This is a genomic window from Bradyrhizobium sp. WSM2793 (assembly GCF_000379585.1).
Classification (GTDB): Bacteria; Pseudomonadota; Alphaproteobacteria; order Rhizobiales; family Xanthobacteraceae; genus Bradyrhizobium.
Genome location: NZ_KB902775.1, coordinates 149,599 through 169,537, shown reverse-complemented (window position 1 = coordinate 169,537; position 19,939 = coordinate 149,599). Strand labels below are relative to the sequence as shown.

At 64.7% G+C, this 19,939-nt stretch carries 21 protein-coding genes and 1 pseudogene; 13 read left to right on the top strand and 9 right to left on the bottom strand.

Going from position 1 to position 19,939, the window contains the following annotated elements:
- Positions 1–72: 72 nt before the first annotated feature.
- On the bottom strand, positions 73–1,461 hold the full coding sequence (locus A3AS_RS43390) for an SWIM zinc finger family protein (RefSeq protein WP_018317636.1): 1,389 nt from the start codon (positions 1,459–1,461) through the stop codon (positions 73–75).
- 101 nt (positions 1,462–1,562) lie between these two features.
- Positions 1,563–1,928 (bottom strand): MmcQ/YjbR family DNA-binding protein, encoded by a 366-nt coding sequence (locus tag A3AS_RS0110960; RefSeq protein WP_018317635.1) that lies wholly within the window; start codon positions 1,926–1,928, stop codon positions 1,563–1,565.
- 203 nt (positions 1,929–2,131) lie between these two features.
- On the opposite strand from A3AS_RS0110960, the gene A3AS_RS0110955 reads away from it, so the two are divergent.
- The 7 genes and pseudogenes from A3AS_RS0110955 to A3AS_RS0110925 all read left to right on the top strand — a co-directional run bounded on the left by A3AS_RS0110955 (position 2,132) and on the right by A3AS_RS0110925 (position 8,875).
- Positions 2,132–3,787: an acetolactate synthase large subunit gene (locus tag A3AS_RS0110955; RefSeq protein WP_026201887.1), complete on the top strand. Its 1,656-nt coding sequence runs from the start codon at positions 2,132–2,134 to the stop codon at positions 3,785–3,787.
- Between the two features lie 118 nt (positions 3,788–3,905).
- Positions 3,906–5,707: pseudogene (locus A3AS_RS0110950) on the top strand (chloride channel protein).
- A gap of 48 nt (positions 5,708–5,755) precedes the next feature.
- Positions 5,756–6,103 (top strand): Lin0512 family protein, encoded by a 348-nt coding sequence (locus A3AS_RS0110945; RefSeq protein WP_026201886.1) that lies wholly within the window; start codon positions 5,756–5,758, stop codon positions 6,101–6,103.
- Between the two features lie 4 nt (positions 6,104–6,107).
- Positions 6,108–6,800: a GNAT family N-acetyltransferase gene (locus A3AS_RS0110940; RefSeq protein ID WP_018317633.1), complete on the top strand. Its 693-nt coding sequence runs from the start codon at positions 6,108–6,110 to the stop codon at positions 6,798–6,800.
- Positions 6,801–6,866: 66 nt separating this feature from the next.
- A complete protein-coding gene (locus A3AS_RS0110935; protein WP_018317632.1) occupies positions 6,867–8,051 on the top strand; it encodes a serine hydrolase in 1,185 nt (394 codons plus the stop codon).
- Positions 8,052–8,147: 96 nt separating this feature from the next.
- Positions 8,148–8,357, top strand: coding sequence for a DUF2892 domain-containing protein (locus tag A3AS_RS0110930; protein WP_018317631.1), 210 nt, complete (start codon positions 8,148–8,150; stop codon positions 8,355–8,357).
- Entirely contained in the window at positions 8,354–8,875 is a 522-nt protein-coding gene (locus tag A3AS_RS0110925) for an RNA polymerase sigma factor (RefSeq protein ID WP_018317630.1), read from the top strand. Before A3AS_RS0110930 ends, A3AS_RS0110925 begins: the two co-directional genes overlap by 4 nt.
- 74 nt (positions 8,876–8,949) lie before the next feature.
- On the opposite strand, the gene A3AS_RS0110920 is transcribed toward A3AS_RS0110925, so the two are convergent.
- The 3 genes from A3AS_RS0110920 to A3AS_RS47135 form a co-directional block, all read right to left on the bottom strand.
- Positions 8,950–10,290 (bottom strand): RtcB family protein, encoded by a 1,341-nt coding sequence (locus tag A3AS_RS0110920; protein ID WP_026201885.1) that lies wholly within the window; start codon positions 10,288–10,290, stop codon positions 8,950–8,952.
- A gap of 116 nt (positions 10,291–10,406) precedes the next feature.
- A complete protein-coding gene (locus tag A3AS_RS0110915) occupies positions 10,407–11,732 on the bottom strand; it encodes a TROVE domain-containing protein (RefSeq protein WP_018317628.1) in 1,326 nt (441 codons plus the stop codon).
- Positions 11,733–12,418: 686 nt separating this feature from the next.
- Positions 12,419–12,697, bottom strand: coding sequence for a hypothetical protein (locus A3AS_RS47135; RefSeq protein ID WP_157644254.1), 279 nt, complete (start codon positions 12,695–12,697; stop codon positions 12,419–12,421).
- Between the two features lie 208 nt (positions 12,698–12,905).
- Here A3AS_RS47135 and A3AS_RS0110910 point away from each other — a divergent pair, with 208 nt between their 5' ends.
- The 3 genes from A3AS_RS0110910 to A3AS_RS0110900 all read left to right on the top strand — a co-directional run bounded on the left by A3AS_RS0110910 (position 12,906) and on the right by A3AS_RS0110900 (position 14,917).
- The gene (locus A3AS_RS0110910; RefSeq protein WP_018317627.1) at positions 12,906–13,571 is read left to right on the top strand and encodes a DUF429 domain-containing protein; all 666 of its coding nucleotides are present in this window, start codon (positions 12,906–12,908) and stop codon (positions 13,569–13,571) included.
- A gap of 369 nt (positions 13,572–13,940) precedes the next feature.
- Positions 13,941–14,087 (top strand): hypothetical protein, encoded by a 147-nt coding sequence (locus tag A3AS_RS48255; RefSeq protein ID WP_018317626.1) that lies wholly within the window; start codon positions 13,941–13,943, stop codon positions 14,085–14,087.
- A 125-nt stretch (positions 14,088–14,212) separates the two neighbouring features.
- Positions 14,213–14,917: a glutathione S-transferase family protein gene (locus tag A3AS_RS0110900; RefSeq protein ID WP_018317625.1), complete on the top strand. Its 705-nt coding sequence runs from the start codon at positions 14,213–14,215 to the stop codon at positions 14,915–14,917.
- A gap of 2 nt (positions 14,918–14,919) precedes the next feature.
- Here A3AS_RS0110900 and A3AS_RS0110895 read toward each other — a convergent pair whose 3' ends face one another.
- From A3AS_RS0110895 to A3AS_RS0110880, 3 genes are all read right to left on the bottom strand, one after another.
- Positions 14,920–15,702, bottom strand: coding sequence for a sulfite exporter TauE/SafE family protein (locus A3AS_RS0110895; RefSeq protein WP_018317624.1), 783 nt, complete (start codon positions 15,700–15,702; stop codon positions 14,920–14,922).
- A 3-nt stretch (positions 15,703–15,705) separates the two neighbouring features.
- On the bottom strand, positions 15,706–16,338 hold the full coding sequence (locus A3AS_RS0110890; protein ID WP_018317623.1) for a TetR/AcrR family transcriptional regulator: 633 nt from the start codon (positions 16,336–16,338) through the stop codon (positions 15,706–15,708).
- Between the two features lie 213 nt (positions 16,339–16,551).
- Entirely contained in the window at positions 16,552–16,923 is a 372-nt protein-coding gene (locus A3AS_RS0110880) for a tRNA-binding protein (protein ID WP_018317621.1), read from the bottom strand.
- 104 nt (positions 16,924–17,027) lie between these two features.
- On the opposite strand from A3AS_RS0110880, the gene A3AS_RS0110875 reads away from it, so the two are divergent.
- Positions 17,028–17,387, top strand: a complete 360-nt coding sequence (locus A3AS_RS0110875) for an ArsC family reductase (protein WP_018317620.1) — start codon at positions 17,028–17,030, stop codon at positions 17,385–17,387.
- A gap of 3 nt (positions 17,388–17,390) precedes the next feature.
- Here A3AS_RS0110875 and A3AS_RS0110870 read toward each other — a convergent pair whose 3' ends face one another.
- Positions 17,391–18,038, bottom strand: a complete 648-nt coding sequence (locus tag A3AS_RS0110870) for a hypothetical protein (protein ID WP_049814849.1) — start codon at positions 18,036–18,038, stop codon at positions 17,391–17,393.
- A 355-nt stretch (positions 18,039–18,393) separates the two neighbouring features.
- Between A3AS_RS0110870 and A3AS_RS0110865 the strand changes: the two genes are divergently transcribed.
- Entirely contained in the window at positions 18,394–19,149 is a 756-nt protein-coding gene (locus tag A3AS_RS0110865) for an ABC transporter ATP-binding protein (RefSeq protein WP_018317619.1), read from the top strand.
- Positions 19,142–19,888, top strand: coding sequence for an ABC transporter ATP-binding protein (locus A3AS_RS0110860; RefSeq protein WP_018317618.1), 747 nt, complete (start codon positions 19,142–19,144; stop codon positions 19,886–19,888). Before A3AS_RS0110865 ends, A3AS_RS0110860 begins: the two co-directional genes overlap by 8 nt.
- The last annotated feature ends 51 nt before the right edge of the window (positions 19,889–19,939 follow it).

Here is a 19,939-nt window from a genome sequence, read left to right as displayed (position 1 = left end):
GCCGCCGATCCAATGGTCCAGCGCGTCAGGACTGCGCTCATGGCATCAAAGATTGCTTCGGCCCTTGTCGCCTCAGTCATGGCCGCCGATCCGTCCCCAAGGGGTCTGCGCGGCGAGGATCGCGAGCCGATTGCCCGACCAGATCGCAGCGGTGCGCGTGAGATCGGTGCCGCACAGAATGCCGTTGACTTCGGAGGCGACCGGCAGCGTCGCAAGGCCATCGGCCGATCGCCACCATGTGTGTCCGGTAGCGTCGCGCGCGATGCGCCCCTGCGGCAGCAGCAGCGGAATGTCGATCATCCAGGGCTCTGCCAGCAACGGTCGCGTCAACGCCTCGGAGAGTGTGTCATCCGGCGCGGGCCATGCCGGCGCCGGCATCTCGTGCGCGGCGTCGCGCCGGACGAGCAAAGCGCGAAGCGGCTGCGCCGATGGATAGAAGACGAGCTCGCCGTGAAAGCGCTCGCCGGGCGTGAAGCCTGAACCGCGCCTTCCCGCGCTGGCCGGGAAAAAATCTAGCAGCATTGCGAAGCGTGGACCGGCCGCGGCGAGGTTGAGCAGCCATGTGGTCTGCGATACCAAGCTGTCGCGGCGCGTCTGCACCTGCTCGGCAAGAACCTCCCAATCCGCATCGACCCGCAGCGCATCTGGATCCACCAGCACCGTCTCGCGGGTCTCCGAGGCGGCGACCGCGCGCCGGATCTCTGTATTGCGCGGGGTGGCGCGGAAGGCGCGCGCGAGCAGAACAAGTTTGCCGAGCTCGACCACGGCGCCGCGCGGACGGTCGCCTGCGGAGAGCGCGAGGAGGCGGGACGGCAGCTCGTCGATCCGGCCGGCGAGCACCGCGGCCTTGCCATCGACAAGCCGCGCCGCGATCCGCCGGCATCGCGCCGTGGCATCATCGATGAAGCCTGACAATCCCATGCGAAGCTGGTCGCCGATCCATTGCTCGAGCGCATCCAGCGCATCGAAAATGGCGCGCTCGGTCTCTTCGTTACGTTTGGCTGCCTGGGCCTCGCGCCGCGCCACGTCCTTCGGGTCGTCTGCGACCCCAGGCTCGGCGGCGCGCGCGGCACCCAGATCCTTGTCGCCGCCGGGCGGCGCATTGGTCGCAGGCTTTGCCGTGGACGGGCCGCGCCGGCGGCCGAGCCAATCGCTGACCCAGGCCGGCGTGTCGGCGGGCGTGAATGGCACCACCGCTTCCGCATTCAGCCACAACAGGCCGAGCACGTGCTTGCAGGGGAATTTGCGTGAGGGGCAGGTGCACTTGTTGCCGAGGTCGCGCAGATCGGCCATCACGCGGTACGGATTGGCGCCGGAGCCCGCGCATTCGCCCCAGATCAGCGCGGCATCACGGCTCATGCCGACACCGGACCATTTGGCGGGCTTGGCGAGGCCGGCGGCGGCCTTGAGCGAGGATTGATCGGTAGCGAGTTGCTCGACCGCCTTCAGATCAATCGCCACGCCGATGTCCTAAATCGAATCCAGAACCGGCAGTATAACGGGGAACAATGAAAGCTCAATGTCGCCGCGAGCGATCCGTGTGCTGCACGCGGGAATGGTCATCATTGCCCTGGTGAGGCGAGGCCGAGTTCCTTGCGTGCCTTCCGCGTCAGCTTTGCCGCGATCAGCGCGTGCGCCTGCGCCAGATACAGAGTGAGCTCAGCATCGGGTAGGGCGTTGTTGCTGACGAGTTGCACCCATTTGGCGCGCGCCAAATACGGCGCAGGCCGGGCCAGGCCGTGCTCGATCAGCATGGCATAGGCCATGTTCGCGGTCTTGAACATGTAGCCGCCGGAGCGCGCGGCAAAGCCGCCGCCGAGCGCGAACATCTTGCCGCCGACCTTGAAGACGGAGGTGCCCTCCCACTGCACCACCTTGGTGACGGCGGGAAGGCGCAGGCAGCGGGTTTCGAAGGATTTGGGTGTCATTGCCGGATCGATAGCAGGTTGCGCGCGGCTTGCAACGTGCATGCTGGCGGCCGCGCGGAAGAAGTTCGATTGTTTCGCTCGGTTCGCACGGTGATGGCGAAGTTGATGCCGTGTGCCGCCCTTTGTGAGTTGTGCCGGCGCCACAGGCCGCTACCATGTGCCAACTGCCGTGGAACACGGGAGCGAGCACAAGCGGAGGCGACATGAGCGGACAGGAGCGCAAGGTGAAGGGATCGGATCTGTTTGTCGCGGCGCTTGAGAACGAAGGCGTCGACCGCATCTTCGGCGTTCCCGGCGAGGAGAATCTCGATCTCGTGGAATCGCTCCGCACCTCCAAGATCGAGCTGGTCCTGACCCGTCACGAGCAGGCCGCCGCCTTCATGGCGGCCACGCATGGGCGGTTGACCGGCAAGCCCGGCGTTTGCCTCTCGACGCTCGGCCCCGGCGCGCTCAATCTGTCAACGGGCGCGGCCTATGCACATCTCGGCGCGATGCCGATGATCCTGATCACCGGCCAGAAGCCGATCATGAGCAGCCGTCAGGCGCGCTTCCAGATTGTGGACGTGGTCGCGACCATGAAGCCGCTGACCAAACTGTCGCGGCAGATCGTCAGCGCCTCCAGCATTCCGACCGTGGTGCGCGATGCCTTTCGCGTCGCGATGGAGGAGCGGCCGGGGCCGGTGCATCTCGAATTGCCCGAGGACATCGCGGGTGACGAAGTGCCTGCTGTCCCCGTGATCCCGGTCCATCCGATCGAAATCCCGGTCGCCCATCGCGCCGCGCTCGACCGTGCCGCCGAGATGATTCTGTCGGCGAGACATCCGCTGGTCATGATGGGCGCCGCGACCAGCCGGCCGCGCGCGACCCACGGTATCGCCAGCTTCGTGCGGCGGACCGGCATTCCGTTCTTCACCACGCAGATGGGCAAGGGCACCGTGCCCGGTGGCACCAATCTCTACATGGGGACCGCCGCGCTGTCCGAACGCGATTACGTTCATGACGCGATCGATGCCGCCGACCTGATCATTGCGATCGGTCACGACCCCGTCGAGAAGCCGCCTTTCATCATGGGGCCCTCAGGGCCGAAGGTCATTCACGTCAGCTACACATCGGCCAGCGTCGAGCTGGTCTATTTTCCCGACGCGGAGGTCATTGGCGACGTCGGCCCGAGCCTGGAGCTGCTCGCTGACCGGCTCGAAGGCAAGCTGCCGCAGGCTGCGGCGCTGCTGCCGTTGCGGGAGAAGATTCTCGGCCACATCGCCGACCGCGCCACCGAGGCGCGCTGGCCGCCGACGCCGCAGCGGATCGTGCACGACATCCGCCAGGTCATCCCGGAGAACGGCATCGTCGCGCTCGACAACGGCATGTACAAGATCTGGTTCGCGCGCAACTACCGCACCCGCGTCGCCAACACGCTGCTGCTCGACAATGCGCTGGCGACCATGGGCGCCGGGCTGCCGTCGGCGATGATGGCCGCGATGCTCTATCCCGACCGCCGCGTGCTCGCGGTCGCCGGCGACGGCGGCTTCATGATGAACAGCCAGGAGATGGAGACTGCGGTCCGCCTCAAGCTCAATCTCGTCGTGCTGGTGCTGGAGGACAATGCCTACGGCATGATCCGCTGGAAGCAGGCCGTCGATCATTTCGCCGACTACGGCATGACCTTTGGCAATCCCGATTTCGTCCTCTACGCGAAGGCCTATGGCGCGAAGGGGCATCGGATCGAGAGCATCGACAGCTTTGGCCCGACGCTGGATGCCGCTTTCAAAGAGGGCGGCGTGCATCTGGTCGTGATCCCGATCGACTATTCGGAGAACGTGCGGGTGCTCGTAGACGAGCTGCGGGCGCGGCAGAGGTAGCGCTCCGGCCGGCGTTTGCCCGGAGGATCATACCAGCCATTCCTTGATATATATCGTGACACGATATATTGGCAGCGCCAAGGACCCTCCCGTCAAAATCTCCCGACAAGAGCTAGCCATGCGCCAGACCCTGGACATCACCGGCGGCCTCCCGCGTCCTCGCGGCAAGCCCGGAGACTTCACCGCCGACCGCCGCGTATTGATCCTGATCGGCATGGCCCTGCTGGTCGGCAGCCTCGGGGCGGGCGCCGCGTGGGTGCTGCTGAAGCTCATCGCGCTCGTCACCAATCTGGTCTGGTTCGGTCATTTCAGCACCGAGAACGTTTCGCTGGCGAATGCCCGTCCCGGGATCTGGATGGTGCTGGCGCCGGCGCTCGGCGGCCTCGTCATCGGGCTGATGGCGCGCTTCGGCTCGGAGAAGATCCGGGGACACGGCATCCCCGAGGCGATCGAGGCGATCCTGATCGGCGGCAGCCGGATGCAGCCGAAGGTCGCGGTCCTGAAGCCGCTGTCCTCGGCGGTGTCGATCGGGAGCGGCGGTCCGTTCGGCGCCGAGGGGCCGATCATCATGACGGGCGGCGCGATCGGGTCGATCTTCGCCCAGTGCTTTCATCTTACCGCCGCCGAGCGCAAGACGCTGCTGGTCGCGGGCGCGGCTGCCGGCATGAGCGCGATCTTCGGCACGCCGATCGCGGCCGTCCTGCTCGCGGTCGAACTGCTGCTGTTCGAATGGAAGCCGCGCAGCTTCCTGCCCGTGGTGACGGGGGCCGTGATCTCGGCCGCCTGGCGTCCGCTGCTGTTCGGGACGGGACCCTTGTTTCCGTTTGCCGAGCGGCCAGACCTGCCGTGGTGGGGGCTGGCGGCAGCGATCGGCGTCGGCATCGTCGCCGGCCTGCAATCCGGGCTGATGACGCGGCTGCTCTACGCGATCGAAGACCTGTTCGACCGCCTGCCGGTGCACTGGATGTGGTGGCCGATGCTTGGCGGACTGATCGTCGGCCTCGGCGGCCTCGTCGATCCCCGCGCGCTTGGCGTCGGCTACGACGTCATCGCCGATCTCTTGTCGGGCCACATGGCGCGCGATGAGGCGATCCGGCTGCTGCTGGTGAAATCCGCGATCTGGGTGATTGCGCTCGCTCAGGCACATCGGGCGGCGTGCTGGCGCCGCTGCTGATCCTCGGCGGCACGGCTGGCTGGATGGAGGGGCTGGCGCTGCCCGGTGGCGCGTCATTCTGGGCGTTGGTCGGCATGGCCGCGATGATGGGCGGCACGATGCGCTCGCCGCTGACGGGCGTAATGTTCGCCATCGAGCTGACCGGCAATATCGACATGTTGCTGCCACTGCTGGCGGCGACCGGCGCAGCGCATGCCGTCACTGTGCTGCTGCTGAAGCGCTCGATCCTGACCGAGAAGATCGCGCGCCGCGGCCAGCATATCACGCGCGAATACGCGATCGATCCGTTCGAGTTGCTCCGCGCCGCCGATGTCATGGTCACTGATGTCGACACGCTGCCGGTCGACATGCCCATCGACGAAGCGGTCGCGTTCTTCACCTCGGACCAGCGCCGTCACAAATCCTATCCCGTCGTCACTGCCGATGGACGGCTGGCCGGCATGGTCACGCGCGCCGATGTGCTGCGCTGGCGCACCGAGGGCGATCATCAGGCCGCAACGCTGGACGACGTGGTCTCGGACTCATCGGCCGTGATGGCGCATCCCGACGACGTGCTGGGGCGTGTCGCCGATCTCATGGTCGCCTCCGATCTCGGGCGCCTGCCGGTGGTCGAACGCAGCACTCATCGCGTGGTGGGCCTGGTTGCGCGCAAGGATTTGTTGCGAATTCGCGCGGTCGTGAACGCGCAGGAGGAAGACCGCAACGCATATTTCCTGCGCGAAAAGGCGCTTGTGCCGGAGGCGTAGATCGCGGAAGGTCGGGCCTTCTGAACTCCAGCACTAATGGGAATGAACATGACTCGTGTTCGCTGCGTCACCGAGATGGGTATGGGCGTCGATGTCCACGGCAGGGACGCCACCAAGGCGGCCAAGCGCGCCGTGTCGGATGCCATCAGGCATTCGAGCCTCGGCTTCTTCCGGATGATCGGCAAGACTGCGAACGACATGTTCGTCGATGTCACGATCGCGGTGCCCAATCCGGAAGCCGTCGACAAGGAGGCTGTGGCCAAGGAGCTTCCTTACGGCACCGTGACCGTCACCGCCGTCAAGGGCGGGCTGGAGATTCCCTCGGCAACCGAAGTGGCCAACGATCCCATCCTCATCGCCAATGCTGCCGTCATCGTCAGCTTCGACAAGGACTAGGCCGGTGTCCGACAGCGATGAGGCGCTGCTGGATCGTCCGATCTGGAGCGCGCTGACGACCAGCCACAAGCATCTGGCCGAAGGCGGCCCGCGGGCGCTGCGCTATCCCGTCGACATGACGCCGTTCGCCGACATGGTCGACATGTCCGCGGCGAGCTTTGCCGCGCTCGGTGATCTGCTGTCGGGCACGCAGGTCGCCGCGTTGTTCACGCCGGATCCGGTCGAGGTACCCGCCGGTTTCAAGGTCGTGATCGCCGGGCCCTGCGAGCAGATGATTGGCTCGCCCGCCGACAGTCCGCTCCGCGATGCCGAGATCGTCACTCTGGGTGCCGACGACGTTCCGGCGATGATGGCGCTGACGGAGCTGACGAAGCCCGGTCCGTTCGCGCGGCGGACCCATGAGCTCGGCACGTTCCTCGGCATCCGCGCCGGGGATCAATTGGTCGCGATGACGGGCGAGCGCATGAAGCCGGGTAAGTTCGTGGAGATGACGGCCGTATGCGTGCATCCCGACTATCGCGGCCGCGGCTATGCGCAGGCGCTGCTTGCGGCCGTCGCCCGCGGGATCGAGGCGCGCGGGGAAATTCCGTTCCTGCACGTGTTTTCCAGCAACGTGTCGGCGATCGCGCTGTACCAACGGCAGGGCATGCGCATCCGTCGCTGCTTGCACGTCACCGCGTTCATGAAGCAGCAATAGGCGCTGCGGCCTTCATTTCCCGCGAAAGCGCGCTATATCCGTCCGAACCACAATTGGGGGAGACTCATGGACGCCAAGGTTACGGAATTTTCCGCCGCGCGGACGGCGATGCAGCGCTACGTCGATCAGGAGATCATTCCGGGCGCATCCTGGGCCGTGCTGCGCGGGGGCGAGGTGGTCGACCAGCAATGCGTCGGCTTTGCCGACCGCGAAGCCAAGACCGCGCTTCGTCCCGACCATATCTTCCGCGCGTTCTCCAACACCAAGATCTTCGTCACTTGCGCGATCATGCTGCTGGTCGAGGAGGGCCGCATCGGGCTCGATGACCCGATCGAGAAATTCCTGCCGCAGCTCGCTGGTCGCAAGGTGCTGAAGCCGGACGCTTCGAGCCTTGCCGATGTCGAGCCGGCGAAGAACCCGATCACGATCCGCCAGCTCCTGACCCACACCTCCGGCCTCAGCTATGGCATCTTCGATCCCGGCACGGTGCTGTTCAAAGCCTACAACGAGGCGCGCGTACTCAATCCGCTGACGCCGCTCGCCGACATGATCGACCAGCTCGCCAGCCTGCCGCTGTCCTATCACCCGGGGACGTCCTGGGAATATTCGGTGGCCACCGACGTGCTCGGCCGTATCGTGGAGGTCGTCTCCGGCCAGGCGCTCGATACCTTCCTGAAGGCGCGCATCTTCGATCCGCTCGGCATGACCGATACCGGCTTTCATGTTCCGGAAGCGCAGCAGGGCAGGCTGGTTGCGCTCTACAATGGCGCTGATGTGCTCGTTCCGATGAAGCCCGGCCTCACGCGGGCCGACAATCTGCCGTTTCCGCAAGCCTATCGGCGGCCGTTCCCGCGGCTCTCGGGCGGTGGTGGTCTGGTCTCGACCTTGCCCGACATGCTCGCACTGGTCCGCGCGCTGCTGCCCGGTTCGGATGCGCTGCTGAAGCCGGAGACGCTGCGGCAGATGATGACGAACCAGCTCCCGGCAGGGCAGACCATCCGCTTCGCCAATCTCGGCCCGATCCCCGGCAAGGGCTTTGGCCTCGGCGGCGCCGTCACCTTCGCGCCGACGCCGTTCGATCCGCCGAACTCCACCGGGGAATTCCAGTGGGGCGGGCTCGCCGGCACCCATTGGTGGATCTGCCCTGAGGCCAATACCGCGGGGGTCCTGATGGCCCAGCGTTACATGGGCTTCTGGAATCCATACTTCTTCGAGTTCAAGCGCCTGGCCTATCAGGCCGTCGGAGGCTGACCCGCGAAAAAATTGCACGCGCCCGCGAATCCTTTTCGGCCGGGGCGTCCTCTTAGTGGTCGAGGCATTTTGCCGCGGCCTAACTCGGAGGATGAGATGGCGTTTTACAGGAAGAACATCGGCGGCCTGCATCAGGCAGTGCGGATCGCCTTGGGCGTCGCGGTGATGGTCGCGGCATTGGTCTATCTGGCGGGTACGACGGCGTGGCTGGTCGCGCTGGGCGGCGCCGGCTTCGCGCTGACCGGCTTCGTCGGCTATTGCCCGATGTGCGCGATGGCGGGGATCGGGCGAGGGGGCGTCTCGTGAGTGCGGCTGCGATCTCGCCAAACCTGTTCGAAACCGCGCGGCTCGGCGATCCCCACGCGATCGCCTCGCTGCTCGAGACGGCGCAGCCGGATATCCGCCGCTACGCGCGCGCCACCTGTCGCAGCTCGGCGGATGCCGAGGATGCGACGCAGGAGGCGCTGTGGATCCTGTTCCGCCATGTCGGCACGATCCGCTCGCTGCTGGCGTTTTCGGCCTGGCTGTTCAGCGTCGTTCGCCGCGAATGCCTGCGGCTGGCGCGTCGGGCCGGTGTCGTCGCCGCCATCGACGACGTCGAGGCGGAGGCGCTGCTGCTGGCTCGCCCCGAAGCCGATCTGCGGCTCGATGTGGCCGCGGCGTTCGAGGCGCTGCCGCCGCACTACCGCGATGTCGCCCTGATGCGCGACGTCAAGGAAATGACCATCGACGAAATCTCCACGGCGCTCGGTGCATCCAGGCAGACCGTGAAGGCGCGACTGCACCGCGCCCGCGCCTTGATGCGCGAGTATCTGACGAGATGAGACATGAGTGAATACCGGAGGAGGAGAATCGAATGATGCGGGCGGGAGGTGGTGCCTCCCGCCCGCTGCTTGTGTCAGTCCTTCCACGGATCGAACTCGCCTTCGCCGGCCATGGCGACGGCGAACGGCCGCAGAGTGTGTAGCACGCGCACGGTGCCGGCGTGCTGCGCCAGCACGTCCGGCAGGCGGCGATAGGCCATCGGGCTCTCGTCGAGGTCGGCACCGATCAAGGTGACGCCGCGCTCGTTGAGCCAATGGTCCATCTCCGCGCGCGAGAAGCGCCGCTTCGCCTCCTTGCGTCCGAACAGCCGGCCGGCGCCGTGCACGGTCGAATAGAGCGAAGCCTTGGCCTCCGGACTGTCGACGCCTTCGAGAATGACGGCGTCGTCGCCCATCGAGCCGCCGACGAATCCCTTCTGGCCGGGAAACGCCGGCGTCGCGCCCTTGCGCACCACCCACAGATCCTTGCCGTCGTGGGTCTCACGCCAGGCATAGTTGTGGTGGTTGTGCACGCTCTCAGTGACGCTGCCGCCGATGATCTGGCGGACGCGCTCGACGACCCACTCGCGGCCCGCATAGGCATAACGCCCGGCGAGCTGCATCGCCGCGATGTAGCGGCGGCCGAGCTCGGAATCCTCGTCGACGACCGCGGGCGGGACGTTCATACCGTCCTTGCCCCCGGCGGCCTTGAGGTAGCGCGTCGCGGAGGTGTGTCCGAGACCGCGGCTTCCGAAGTGGACGCCGATCCAGACAAAGCCTTCCTCGTCGCGCATGAGGTCGACATAGTGGTTGCCCGATCCGACCGTGCCGAGCTGGCTCACCGCCTTCTGACGGTAGGCCTCCATGTCGCTTTCGTGCCAGGCATCTGCGTCGTCGAACAGGTCGTGCTCGGCCCGCTCGGCATTGGCGCGGCCGACCCCGAACGAGATCACCTTGGCGACGTCGCGGATGATCGTGGGGATGAGGCCTGCAATGTCGTCGAAGCGCGTGTCGAGCCGGGCGGCCATGTTGCCGCAGCCGATGTCGAAGCCGACGCCGGAGATGCTGATCTGCTTCTCATAGGCGATGACACCGCCGACCGGCTGGGCGTAACCGAGATGGCCGTCGGCGCAGATCACCCCGGATACGACGTTGCCGACCGCCATGCAGTTCTGCATCTGCGCGATCGTCGCGTCCTCGTGCGGGCCGAAAATCTTCAGCGGCGCATTCTGGAAGCGGGCGTCCTGCATCCGGAACTCGGCGATCGAGTTCGCGGTCGCATTGGCCTCGCGGGCAAGATGCTCCTTGCGCGCGGCGTCCTTGTACAGGCACCAGGCGGGCTGGCCGCGTCCTTCGCCGACGCGCGAGTCGGGATCGATGCCGGCGGCGAGGCAGAGCTCGCGGGCGCGTTCCATGTAGGGATCGGATCGTCGCATGGTCGTGTGTCCTGCTTTGCATTCCGCACGCACCATAGCCGGGCGGACGGATCATTTCAGAGATTTTGAAAGCCCCGGGCGCAGTACCCTGCGTCCGGGGCCGTTGTCGTTGCGCATCAGTTCAACGCCGTTTCCGACGCCGCGATCCACGCGACCACGGCCTCAGAGAAGCCGTTGACGCGGGTCCAGGCGCCGTGGCCGACACCGTGCTGATACGAGGCCACGTTCACGATGGTGCCGCGCGCCCTGGGCTCGGGCACCTGGTCGTGGCTCTGCTCGTCGGTGAAGACCATGAGGCGATCGCCCTTGCGGTCGATCTCCGCCACCGCCTTGCCGAGCCAGGTTCCGCCATGCGGCTGCGAGTTGATGATCGCATCTCGAAGCGCGAAGCCGCGGCGGGGAGGGACCTTCACCACCCTGTCGGAGAAGGTGAAGATCTCGACCTCGTCGCAGATCTCGCGGGCGAGGATGGCCAGGCCACACGCCGACTCCGCGCGCGTCATTTCCGACTGCGCGGAGAGCGTCGCGAACATCGAGCCCGACACGTCGATCAGGAGCCGGGAGCGGCCCGGGAGCCGCACATGATCCTTGACCGACTTGAGCATCGCAGCCTCGAGCTCGGGCTCGAAGTCCGGCGCATAGCGCGCCGCCGTGATGAAGCGATAGGGAAGGATACGATCCGTCCGCATCGCGTCGATCGCGCCTGCGATGGTCTCGCGCGGGACCTGCGCGTTCTGCATCAGCCGCAGATTGCGCATGAGCGCCAGCCCGCCGAGCTTGCGCTCGGCGATCAACCGCTCGAAGGTCTCGCGCTTGTTCTTGCCGGCCGAGAGCGAAACCTCCCAGGTGTCGGGGGAGGCGAGCTCGCCATCGACGAGCTGCTTCCACACCTTGGCCTGGTCGGCGTCCTTCGGCTTGGCGTGCACCAGGAACAGCACGTCCCTGATCCGCACCGCGCCGTCGCGGTCCCACTTGGCGAGCTGGTACGCGTCGAACTTGGTCAGCGCGCGGGCAAGGCCCTTCTTGACCTGCGCCGAGACCGGCTGACGCTTGCGCTGCTGCTGAGGGCCGAGCGCATCCGCCCAGTAGATCGCAAGCAGCTCCGTCATCTCGTCGGGACGCTGGATCACCCGGTGAAGTGTGTCGGCCACGAGGGCGCGGTGCTTCTCGCTCCGCGCCATCTCGCGGATGACGAGCAGCGGCGCGTGCCGCAGCTTCATCACCTCGCGCGCCTCGATCGCAAGCTGCGCCACGCGCGCCGGAGCAACCTTCGGCACCAGGGCCCTGATGCGATCGGCGATCGCGACGCCGTCCTCGTAGAACTGGTCCTCCCACAGGAGGCAGTTCATCAGCGCGCGCTTCAGCTCCATCTCGGGCGTGAAGCGCACGGCACGGGCGCGCTGACGCGTGAAGGCGCGAACGATCTTGTTGAGCCTGACCATGACGGCCTCCTCTTGGGTTGATGATGGAATGGAAGCGGGTGCCGGGGAACAAGCGAGGCTGAACGTGCTCTACCAACTGAGCTACGGACTGATGTCCGGGAGGGCTCGAACCTCCGACCGCGAAGTAACAGCGCTCTTCACCACCGGCGGTGGCGACGAAGGGACACGATCCGGGAACAGGCGATTCTGTGACCCGGCGAGCGAAAGCCCGCCGGAAAGCGCTCTGGCCACTGAGCTACCGGTGCATCGTACACCGGGCGGGATTCGAACCCGCGACCTCTCGCGTGATAGGCGAAGTAACAGAAATCTTCACCACGGACCGTGATGGTTTGGCGGGGAACGAGCGATGCTGTTGCTGCCCTTGCGGGCGATCCGCCCCTTGCTCTTGCAGGAGTCGACCCTGCGCGGTCCGAAGTAACAGACATCTTCACCACCGCCAGGCCGACGCTCTCGCGTCGGCCGTTGATGGGTACGCTGGGGAACGGGCGATCTCGGCTTTCAGTGACGACAACACAGGACCCTTCTTGCGAACGGATCCTGCGCCGGGCCGCGTGCGAACCTTTTCCGAGGCCGCATCCCGGTGCGTGCGTCAAAGGCGGGAGGCATACCCGCTTTGCCGTGTGGAGAAGTATCCGAGATCTTCACCACCAGCGTCGGTTGAGCCGCGACGACAGCGGCAAACCGAACTACAAAAATTCTATCGCGGCGCTGTCGACGCGCCGCATGTTGCGAACCATCAGGGTTCGCTCTGCCATCGGTGTCCGGCTCATCGCCTCGTTCCCTCCGGCAGGCCCCGCGCGCTTGGGCACGCGCCTCTCCAGCGCGAGCCCCGAGATCCGGGTCTCTCGTTCCGGCGATTGCCGGGATGTTCGGTTGGGCCGCGCGGCGAGCAATAAAAAACCCTCCGGAGCGGCAGGCTCGGGAGGGTCCGTGAGAAGCGGACTGTCGATCTTGCGGTCAGGCAAGATCGCTCCTATGAGCCGGGCATGCGACGTCGAATAGCTTTGAGCTATTCGGCATGCGGACAATTCTTTCGTAGCGGTGTGACATCGCTCGGTTCATGGTGTGCTTGTCGCAAACGGAAGTGTTCTGCGAGGGCGCGGGACATACGCCCGCAACTTGCGGATGTCAAGCGACGCGCGCGTGGAAAAATGAAAATGACGGACGCATGACGTGCCAAACTATCTCGGCCTCGACGGATTTCGTTTCGGCTGGGTCGCGGCCTGGATCGACGAGCGCGACAATCATGGCTTCGATTATTCGCCGGGCCTGATACGCTTGCTCGCGTTGCCGCATGCGCGCGCGATGATCGACATGCCGATCGGATTGAATCCGGCCGGCTATCGCCTGTGCGACCTGCATGCGCGTGAGCTGATTGGCCCCGCCGTGTTTCTCGGTGCGCGCCGCGATCTCTGGACATTTCCCGATATGGCGGCGGCCAATCGTCACTACTGGACGCATGAAGGCAAGGGCAGGGGCGTGTCGGCGCAGCTCTGGAATATCAGGGAGAAGATCAGGGACGTCGATGAGATCATGACTCCGGCACGGCAGTCGACGATCGGCGAAGCGCATCCGGAATTGGTGTTCTGGAATCTCGCAGGGCGAGTGCGGCTTGAACCGAAGACGTCGGCGCAAGGCCGCGAGCAGCGCATCGCGCTGCTGATAGCTCGGGGTTTCACCAAGGTCGAAAGGTGGCTGACGCTTCGCCATGGCACCGGCATCGGCCGCGACGATCTCATCGACGCCTGTGCCTGCGCGGTGGCGGCGCGCGACAGCACGCAGCGTGTCGGCGGCGAGGAGATCGATCCACGCGGATTGCGGATGGAGATCAACTACTGACCAGATCAACTCTGCCGATCGCTTGTACCGGCAAGGTGACCACGACCACAATGGCTCGGCTTCAAGGAGCCACCCTCATCGCCCAGCCTTGCTGCTCGCGCTTCGTACACATCGGCCATTGCTCGCAGCCTTCGTGCGGCTTCGCGATGGGCGAGATCGTCCGCGACGCGGCGACAGCGCTGAGCGTGATCGAGCAGGGCGCGCTTCTCAATGTTCATCCCGTCACAACGCGCAAGTTGCTCGATGGTCCCTCGAAACAACGCAACGTCTCGTCTGAGAAAACGGGAAAAACCGGCAAAATTTTCCTGCCGAGTTGGAACACGGCATGTCAGCGGGCGTTTAAGCCACAGGAGTTGAGGGACAAATACCATGCACGATGTCTGCCAATGGGCGACCGCGACCCTCGCGATTGCCTTCACGGCTGCGCTGCTGATCACGGGTCAATGGTTCATCCAGTATCGACTGCAGCATGAAACCATGACGCCGGTCGTCAAGATCGCGACGCTGCCGCTCTAGTCCCTTCAAGGGCGTCAATTGCTAATCCACGCCTTCCCCTGATCTTCCAGATAATCGGCTGGCCTTGCGCCGTTCGCTTGCTCGCCTAGATTAGGCGGCATCTCACCAACGCAGCCGGAGTGCCGATGTCTGATCTGTCCGCCTTTCCCATCACCAAACGCTGGCCGGCCAAGCATCCCGAACTGCTTCAGCTCTATTCGCTGCCGACGCCGAACGGCGTCAAGGTCTCGATCATGCTGGAGGAGATCGGACTTCCCTACGAGGTCCATCTCGTCGATTTCGGCAAGGACGATCAGAAGACGGCTGAATTCCTCTCGCTCAATCCGAACGGCAAGATCCCGGCGATCCTCGATCCCAATGGTCCGGGCGGCAGGCCGCTGCCACTGTTCGAGTCCGGGGCGATCCTGCAATACCTCGCCGAGAAGACAGGCAAGCTGCTGCCCGAGGATGCCGCGCGCCGCTACCAGACCATCCAGTGGGTGCACTTCCAGATGGGCGGCATCGGACCGATGTTCGGCCAGGTTGGCTTCTTCCATAAATTCGCCGGCAAGGATTTTGAGGACAAGCGGCCCCGTGACCGCTACGTCGCCGAGGCCAAGCGCCTGCTCGGCGTGATGGAGACGCATCTTTCAGGGCGGCAATGGTTCATGGATGACGACTACACCATCGCCGACATCTCGATGCTCGGCTGGGTGCGCAATCTCATCGGCTTCTACGGTGCCGGCGATCTCGTCGAATTCACCCAGTTCAAATCGGTCGGTGCCTGGCTCGAACGCGGCCTCGCGCGTCCGGCGGTGCAGCGCGGGCTGAACATTCCGCCGCGGCCGTAAGATCAGGTTAGCGCCTTGTGGGTCATGTAGAGCGCCATCAGGGAGACGAAGGCGATCATGACCCGGCGCAGTACCGATTTGCTGACGCCATTGGCCAGGCGTGCGCCGAGATCGGTGCCGATCCAGAGGCCGGCCAGAATGCCTGTGATGGCCGGCCAGCCGACCAGCAGGCCCTTGCTCCAGTGGATCCAGGCCGCCGGAAGGTTGGTCGGGAGGATCGAGAAGACGAGGCTGACAAGCTGCGCCTGATGCTGCGGCACGCGCAGGCCTGCAGCAAGGCCGACGGTGATCGCAAGGCCGCCGCCGATGCCCATGAAGCCGGAGGAAAATCCGGCAAGCAGGCCGATGAGCAGCAGCGGTAACCGGGGCAGTTGGTCCTGGTCGCCGGGCTCACGGCCGCCGTCCTTGCGATCGCGACGCAGGATCAGCAGGACGATCAGCGCGACGAGATAGACGACATAAGTCCATTGCAAGACCTGGTCGGAAACCGCCGCCGCGGCGTAACCGCCACCGGCGCCGCCGACGAGAAATCCGATGCCGATCCAGATAATCCACGGCAAGGGGCTGCGATTGCCGCTCTGCCAATAGCGGCGCGCGCCGGCAAGGCCCGTCGGCGGGACCTGTGTGATCAGTGACGTCCCTTGTGCGACGTGTTGTTCCGCGCCGAGCAGCAGCACGCTGAAGATCACGAGCCCGCCACCCGGGCTCGTCCCCGTGAAGCCCGATGCCAGGCCGCTGATCAGGCCGACGCCTGCGCCAGCAAGCAGGTCGTGGATCCCTGACATCGCTTACGTCCTGGTTCGCCGCTTGATGTCGGGCCTGGTCGAGCGAAAGCCGTCGATCACCCCGGCCACGGCCGCCATGCAGGCCTCGACGTCGAATGCGTCGCCCCAGCATTTTTGCAGCACAAAACCCTGGAAGATCGCGATCAGCACGCGCGCGATCGCTTCCGCACCGAGGTCGCGCCTGAGGAGGCCGTCGTGCTGGCCGCGCTCGACCAGCGCGACGATCAGAGCGCGCGGCATGTCGATGCCCTCGATGACGCTGGCGCGGACGCGGCGGTTGCGCAGGGCTTCGGCCCAGCCGTGGATGCCGACACGGCGGCGCGCTTCACCGGCGGGGTCAGTCAGCCATTGCGCGTAAACGCGGATCAGCGCGTGAAGCCCTTCGATCGGATCGCCGGATCCTTGCGCGACCGAATTGAGCACGGCTTCGCGGCGATGCCGGTCGTCGGCGAGCGCCTCGATCAGATCGTCCTTGCTCTGGAAGTAGAGATAGACCGCGCCATGGCTCAGTCCGGACCGCTTCACGATGTCGGCCATGCCGGTCTGGTGAAAACCGTCTTCGGAGAAGCAGGCGAGGGCAGCTTCGAGAATTTGCTGCCGCCGGCTTTCGCGCTGCTTGTCGCTGATCTTGGGCATCTGGCCGTCCTAAGTAACTGACAGATCGATCGTTTTATCGTCGATCCATATTGGGCCGAGGACAAGCTGATCAGGATAAAAAACGATCAGTCAGTCATTTTTATTGTACAAGAGGATTTTGGTCAAGTCTGGCCGGTCTCGGGCCGGGAAGGAGGAGATGATGTCCGTTGCGAATGCGTCGACAGAGGCGACGCTGCACTCGATCGCGCGCGGCTAGAACAGCCGTCCGCCGTTCGGCACTGGCCTGCTCGGCTGCACCAGCACGACCTTGCCGTCGGCATCGGGGAAGCCGAGCGTCAGCACCTCCGAGACGACGGGTCCGATCTGGCGCGGCGGGAAATTGACGACGGCCGCGACCTGTTGTCCCACCAAAGTCTCGAGCGGATGGTTTTCGGTGATCTGGGCCGAGCTCTTGCGCACGCCGATCACCGGGCCGAAGTCGATCCACAGTCGAAAGGCCGGCTTGCGCGCTTCCGGAAACGGTTTTGCCTCGACGATGGTCCCGACACGGATATCGACCGCGAGGAAGCTGTTGAAGTCGATGGTCGGCGTGGCGGGGGCTGCGGGATCGTGAGTGACGTGCATAAAGTGTCCGTTCGGAGAGTTGGCTTCGTTCGCAATATTGTCGCGCGAAGCGGAGTTTCGTACAACGCTGCGAACATCACGATACGCCATGCGCGAGGAACATCTTGCCCAACACCATCTACGGCATCAAGAACTGCGACACCATGAAGAAGGCGCGCGCCTGGCTCGATACCCATGGCGTCGCGTATGAATTCCACGACTACAAGGCGGCGGGCGTCGAGAAGGACAAGCTCAAGCAGTGGAGCGACAAGGTCGGCTGGGAGACGCTGCTCAATCGCGCCGGCACGACATTCAAGAAACTGCCCGATTCCGACAAGGAAGGCTTGAGCGAGACGAAGGCGCTGGCGCTGATGCTAGCGCAACCATCGATGATCAAGCGGCCGGTGCTGGAAATCGGCGGCAAGCTGCTGGTCGGCTTCAAGCCGGACATCTATGCCAAGGAAGTCGGAGCCAAGACGCGTTAGAAGCTAGTTCAGCTCGATGATCTCGTTGGTGACGCCGGGAGTCGGCTGGTCCGCGAATTCGACCACGTCGGCCGTCGCGATGCGGCCAGGCGCGCGATGGAAGAGATCGCGATCGATCACGGCACGTAACTTCGGGTGCGGCAGCGCGTCATTTCCGCGCATCAGATTCTTGATCTCGAAGCCGCCGTCCTCGCAGAAGGTCTTGACCGAGGCGATGACGTGGCAGACTTGGCCGCCGGTCTGGAAAGGCAGCAGCAGCCGTTCATACGCGACGATGCGTCCGTAGATGTCGTCGACATCGGCAACGCTGTAGACGGGCAGCCCGCGTGCCACGCATTCATAGTAAACCGGCATCACGAAGGGGGCGAGCCGCGGCCCGAGATAATCGTCGAGCAGAACACCCTTGCCGGTATGCCCATAAGCACGGGAGATGCGCGTGCCTTCGCTCTGGATGGTGAGGCGTGGCGCCGGAGTCGAAGCGTCCACCGTATAATAGATGAGATCGGACAGTTCTTCCTCGAGCCGCGCAGGCTGATATTCCCAAACCGCCGGCGCGATCTGCTGGCTCGCGTAAAGTCGCAGCCACGTGTTCAGGAGATCACGCTGCCTGATCGACTTGACGACGGACGGAGCGGCGCTGGCGAAATCCAAAACGATAATCCCGGAACGTCAAAACCCGCACATGATGCCGTGTGCGGGAAAATTTTCTATGAAGGCTGGCGTGCCGGACGAAAGACCGTTAACGACGGCTTGATGACCGGTGCCTTGCGAACCGGGAGGCCGGGCAGGCACGACATCAAAACATCTCCGACTAAGGGAGCATTTGTATCCCAGCCGGAGACCTGATCTGCTCAGCTTTCCGCCTTGCCTAACCCCCGTCACCTCCGGCATATTCCGCGCCCGGAGGCGGCGTTCCGGATGGGCTCCAAGGATAGGCTCCAAGGCCCCCGGAGAGCCGAAGCAACAAGGATAGCCACGCGGCTCGCGCGGGCAGGGGGAAATCTGTTTGGCCGATGAGTTTATTCTCGAAACGGAAGGCTTGACCAAGGAGTTCGCGGGCTTCTTCGCCGTCCGCGACGTTGCGCTCAAGGTTCGCCGTGGGAGCATTCATGCGTTGATCGGCCCGAACGGGGCCGGCAAGACGACCTGCTTCAATCTTCTGACCAAGTTCCTGAAACCGTCCGCCGGAAAAATCCTCTACAAGGGGCAGGACATCACCGCGATGGCGCCGGCCGACGTGGCCCGCATGGGGCTGGTTCGCTCGTTCCAGATTTCGGCGGTGTTTCCGCATCTCACGGCGCTGGAAAACGTCCGTGTCGCGCTTCAGCGCCAGCACGGCTCTTCGTTCGATTTCTGGCGCTCCAAGTCGGTGCTCAACCGTTTCAACGATCGCGCGCGCGAATTGTTGAACGATGTCGGCCTGAACGAGTTTGCCAACACGCCCGCGGTCGAGATGCCCTACGGGCGCAAGCGTGCACTGGAGATCGCAACCACGCTCGCGCTCGACCCGGAGATGATGCTGCTGGACGAGCCGATGGCCGGCATGGGCCACGAGGACATCGACAAGATCGCGGCGCTGATCAAGCGCATCTCGGCGAAATACACCATCCTGATGGTGGAGCATAATTTAAGCGTCGTGGCCAACCTGTCCGACATCATCACCGTGCTGACGCGCGGCCAGGTGCTCGCGCAGGGCCATTACTCGGAGCTCACCAAGGACGAGCGCGTCAAGGAAGCCTATCTGGGAGCCGGTCATGCCTGACACTGCGATCGCCGAGGCTCCGGCCAAGGCTGCGACCGGCGGAAACATCCTTCAAATCCGCAACCTGGAAGCCTGGTACGGCGAGTCTCACATCCTGCACGGGATCAACTTCGACGTGAACGCGGGCGAGGTCGTCACCCTGCTCGGGCGTAACGGCGCCGGCAAGACGACCACGCTGAAGTCGATCATGGGCATCATCGGCAAGCGTACCGGCTCGGTGAAGTTCAACAACCAGGAGATCATCCGCGCGACCTCCGACAAGATCGCGCGCATGGGCATCGCATTCTGCCCGGAAGAGCGGGGCATATTCTCCAGTCTCGACGTGCGGGAGAATTTGATGCTGCCGCCGGTGGTCCGCGAAGGCGGGCTGCCGCTCGATCAGATCTTCGAGCTGTTTCCGAACCTGAAGGAGCGGCTCAACAGCCAGGGCACCAAGCTGTCCGGTGGCGAGCAGCAAATGCTCGCGATCGCGCGCATCCTGCGCACCGGTGCGAGCTTCCTGATGCTGGACGAGCCGACCGAGGGCCTTGCGCCGGTCATCATCCAGCAGATCGGCCACACCATTGCGCGGCTCAAGAAGGAGGGTTTCACCATCCTCCTGGTCGAGCAGAATTTCCGCTTCGCATCCACCGTCGCCGACCGTTACTACGTGGTCGAGCACGGCAAGATCATTGACGGATTTTCCAATGCGGATCTTGCAGCCAACATGGACAAGCTCCACACCTATCTCGGTGTGTAGCCGAGCAGGCGGACGTGCAAGAGTAACTATCAAAGGAATATTGGGAGGCGG

Coding starts and splice junctions, on each gene's coding strand:
- A3AS_RS0110945 (WP_026201886.1), top strand. CDS start 5,756: ATGACTCGTGTTCGCTGCGTCACCGAGATGGGTATGGGCGTCGATGTC.
- A3AS_RS0110915 (WP_018317628.1), bottom strand. CDS start 11,732: ATGGTCAGGCTCAACAAGATCGTTCGCGCCTTCACGCGTCAGCGCGCC.
- A3AS_RS0110880 (WP_018317621.1), bottom strand. CDS start 16,923: ATGCACGTCACTCACGATCCCGCAGCCCCCGCCACGCCGACCATCGAC.
- A3AS_RS48255 (WP_018317626.1), top strand. CDS start 13,941: ATGCACGATGTCTGCCAATGGGCGACCGCGACCCTCGCGATTGCCTTC.
- A3AS_RS0110895 (WP_018317624.1), bottom strand. CDS start 15,702: ATGTCAGGGATCCACGACCTGCTTGCTGGCGCAGGCGTCGGCCTGATC.
- A3AS_RS0110890 (WP_018317623.1), bottom strand. CDS start 16,338: ATGCCCAAGATCAGCGACAAGCAGCGCGAAAGCCGGCGGCAGCAAATT.
- A3AS_RS0110935 (WP_018317632.1), top strand. CDS start 6,867: ATGGACGCCAAGGTTACGGAATTTTCCGCCGCGCGGACGGCGATGCAG.
- A3AS_RS0110900 (WP_018317625.1), top strand. CDS start 14,213: ATGTCTGATCTGTCCGCCTTTCCCATCACCAAACGCTGGCCGGCCAAG.
- A3AS_RS0110930 (WP_018317631.1), top strand. CDS start 8,148: ATGGCGTTTTACAGGAAGAACATCGGCGGCCTGCATCAGGCAGTGCGG.
- A3AS_RS0110955 (WP_026201887.1), top strand. CDS start 2,132: ATGAGCGGACAGGAGCGCAAGGTGAAGGGATCGGATCTGTTTGTCGCG.
- A3AS_RS0110960 (WP_018317635.1), bottom strand. CDS start 1,928: ATGACACCCAAATCCTTCGAAACCCGCTGCCTGCGCCTTCCCGCCGTC.
- A3AS_RS0110920 (WP_026201885.1), bottom strand. CDS start 10,290: ATGCGACGATCCGATCCCTACATGGAACGCGCCCGCGAGCTCTGCCTC.
- A3AS_RS0110860 (WP_018317618.1), top strand. CDS start 19,142: ATGCCTGACACTGCGATCGCCGAGGCTCCGGCCAAGGCTGCGACCGGC.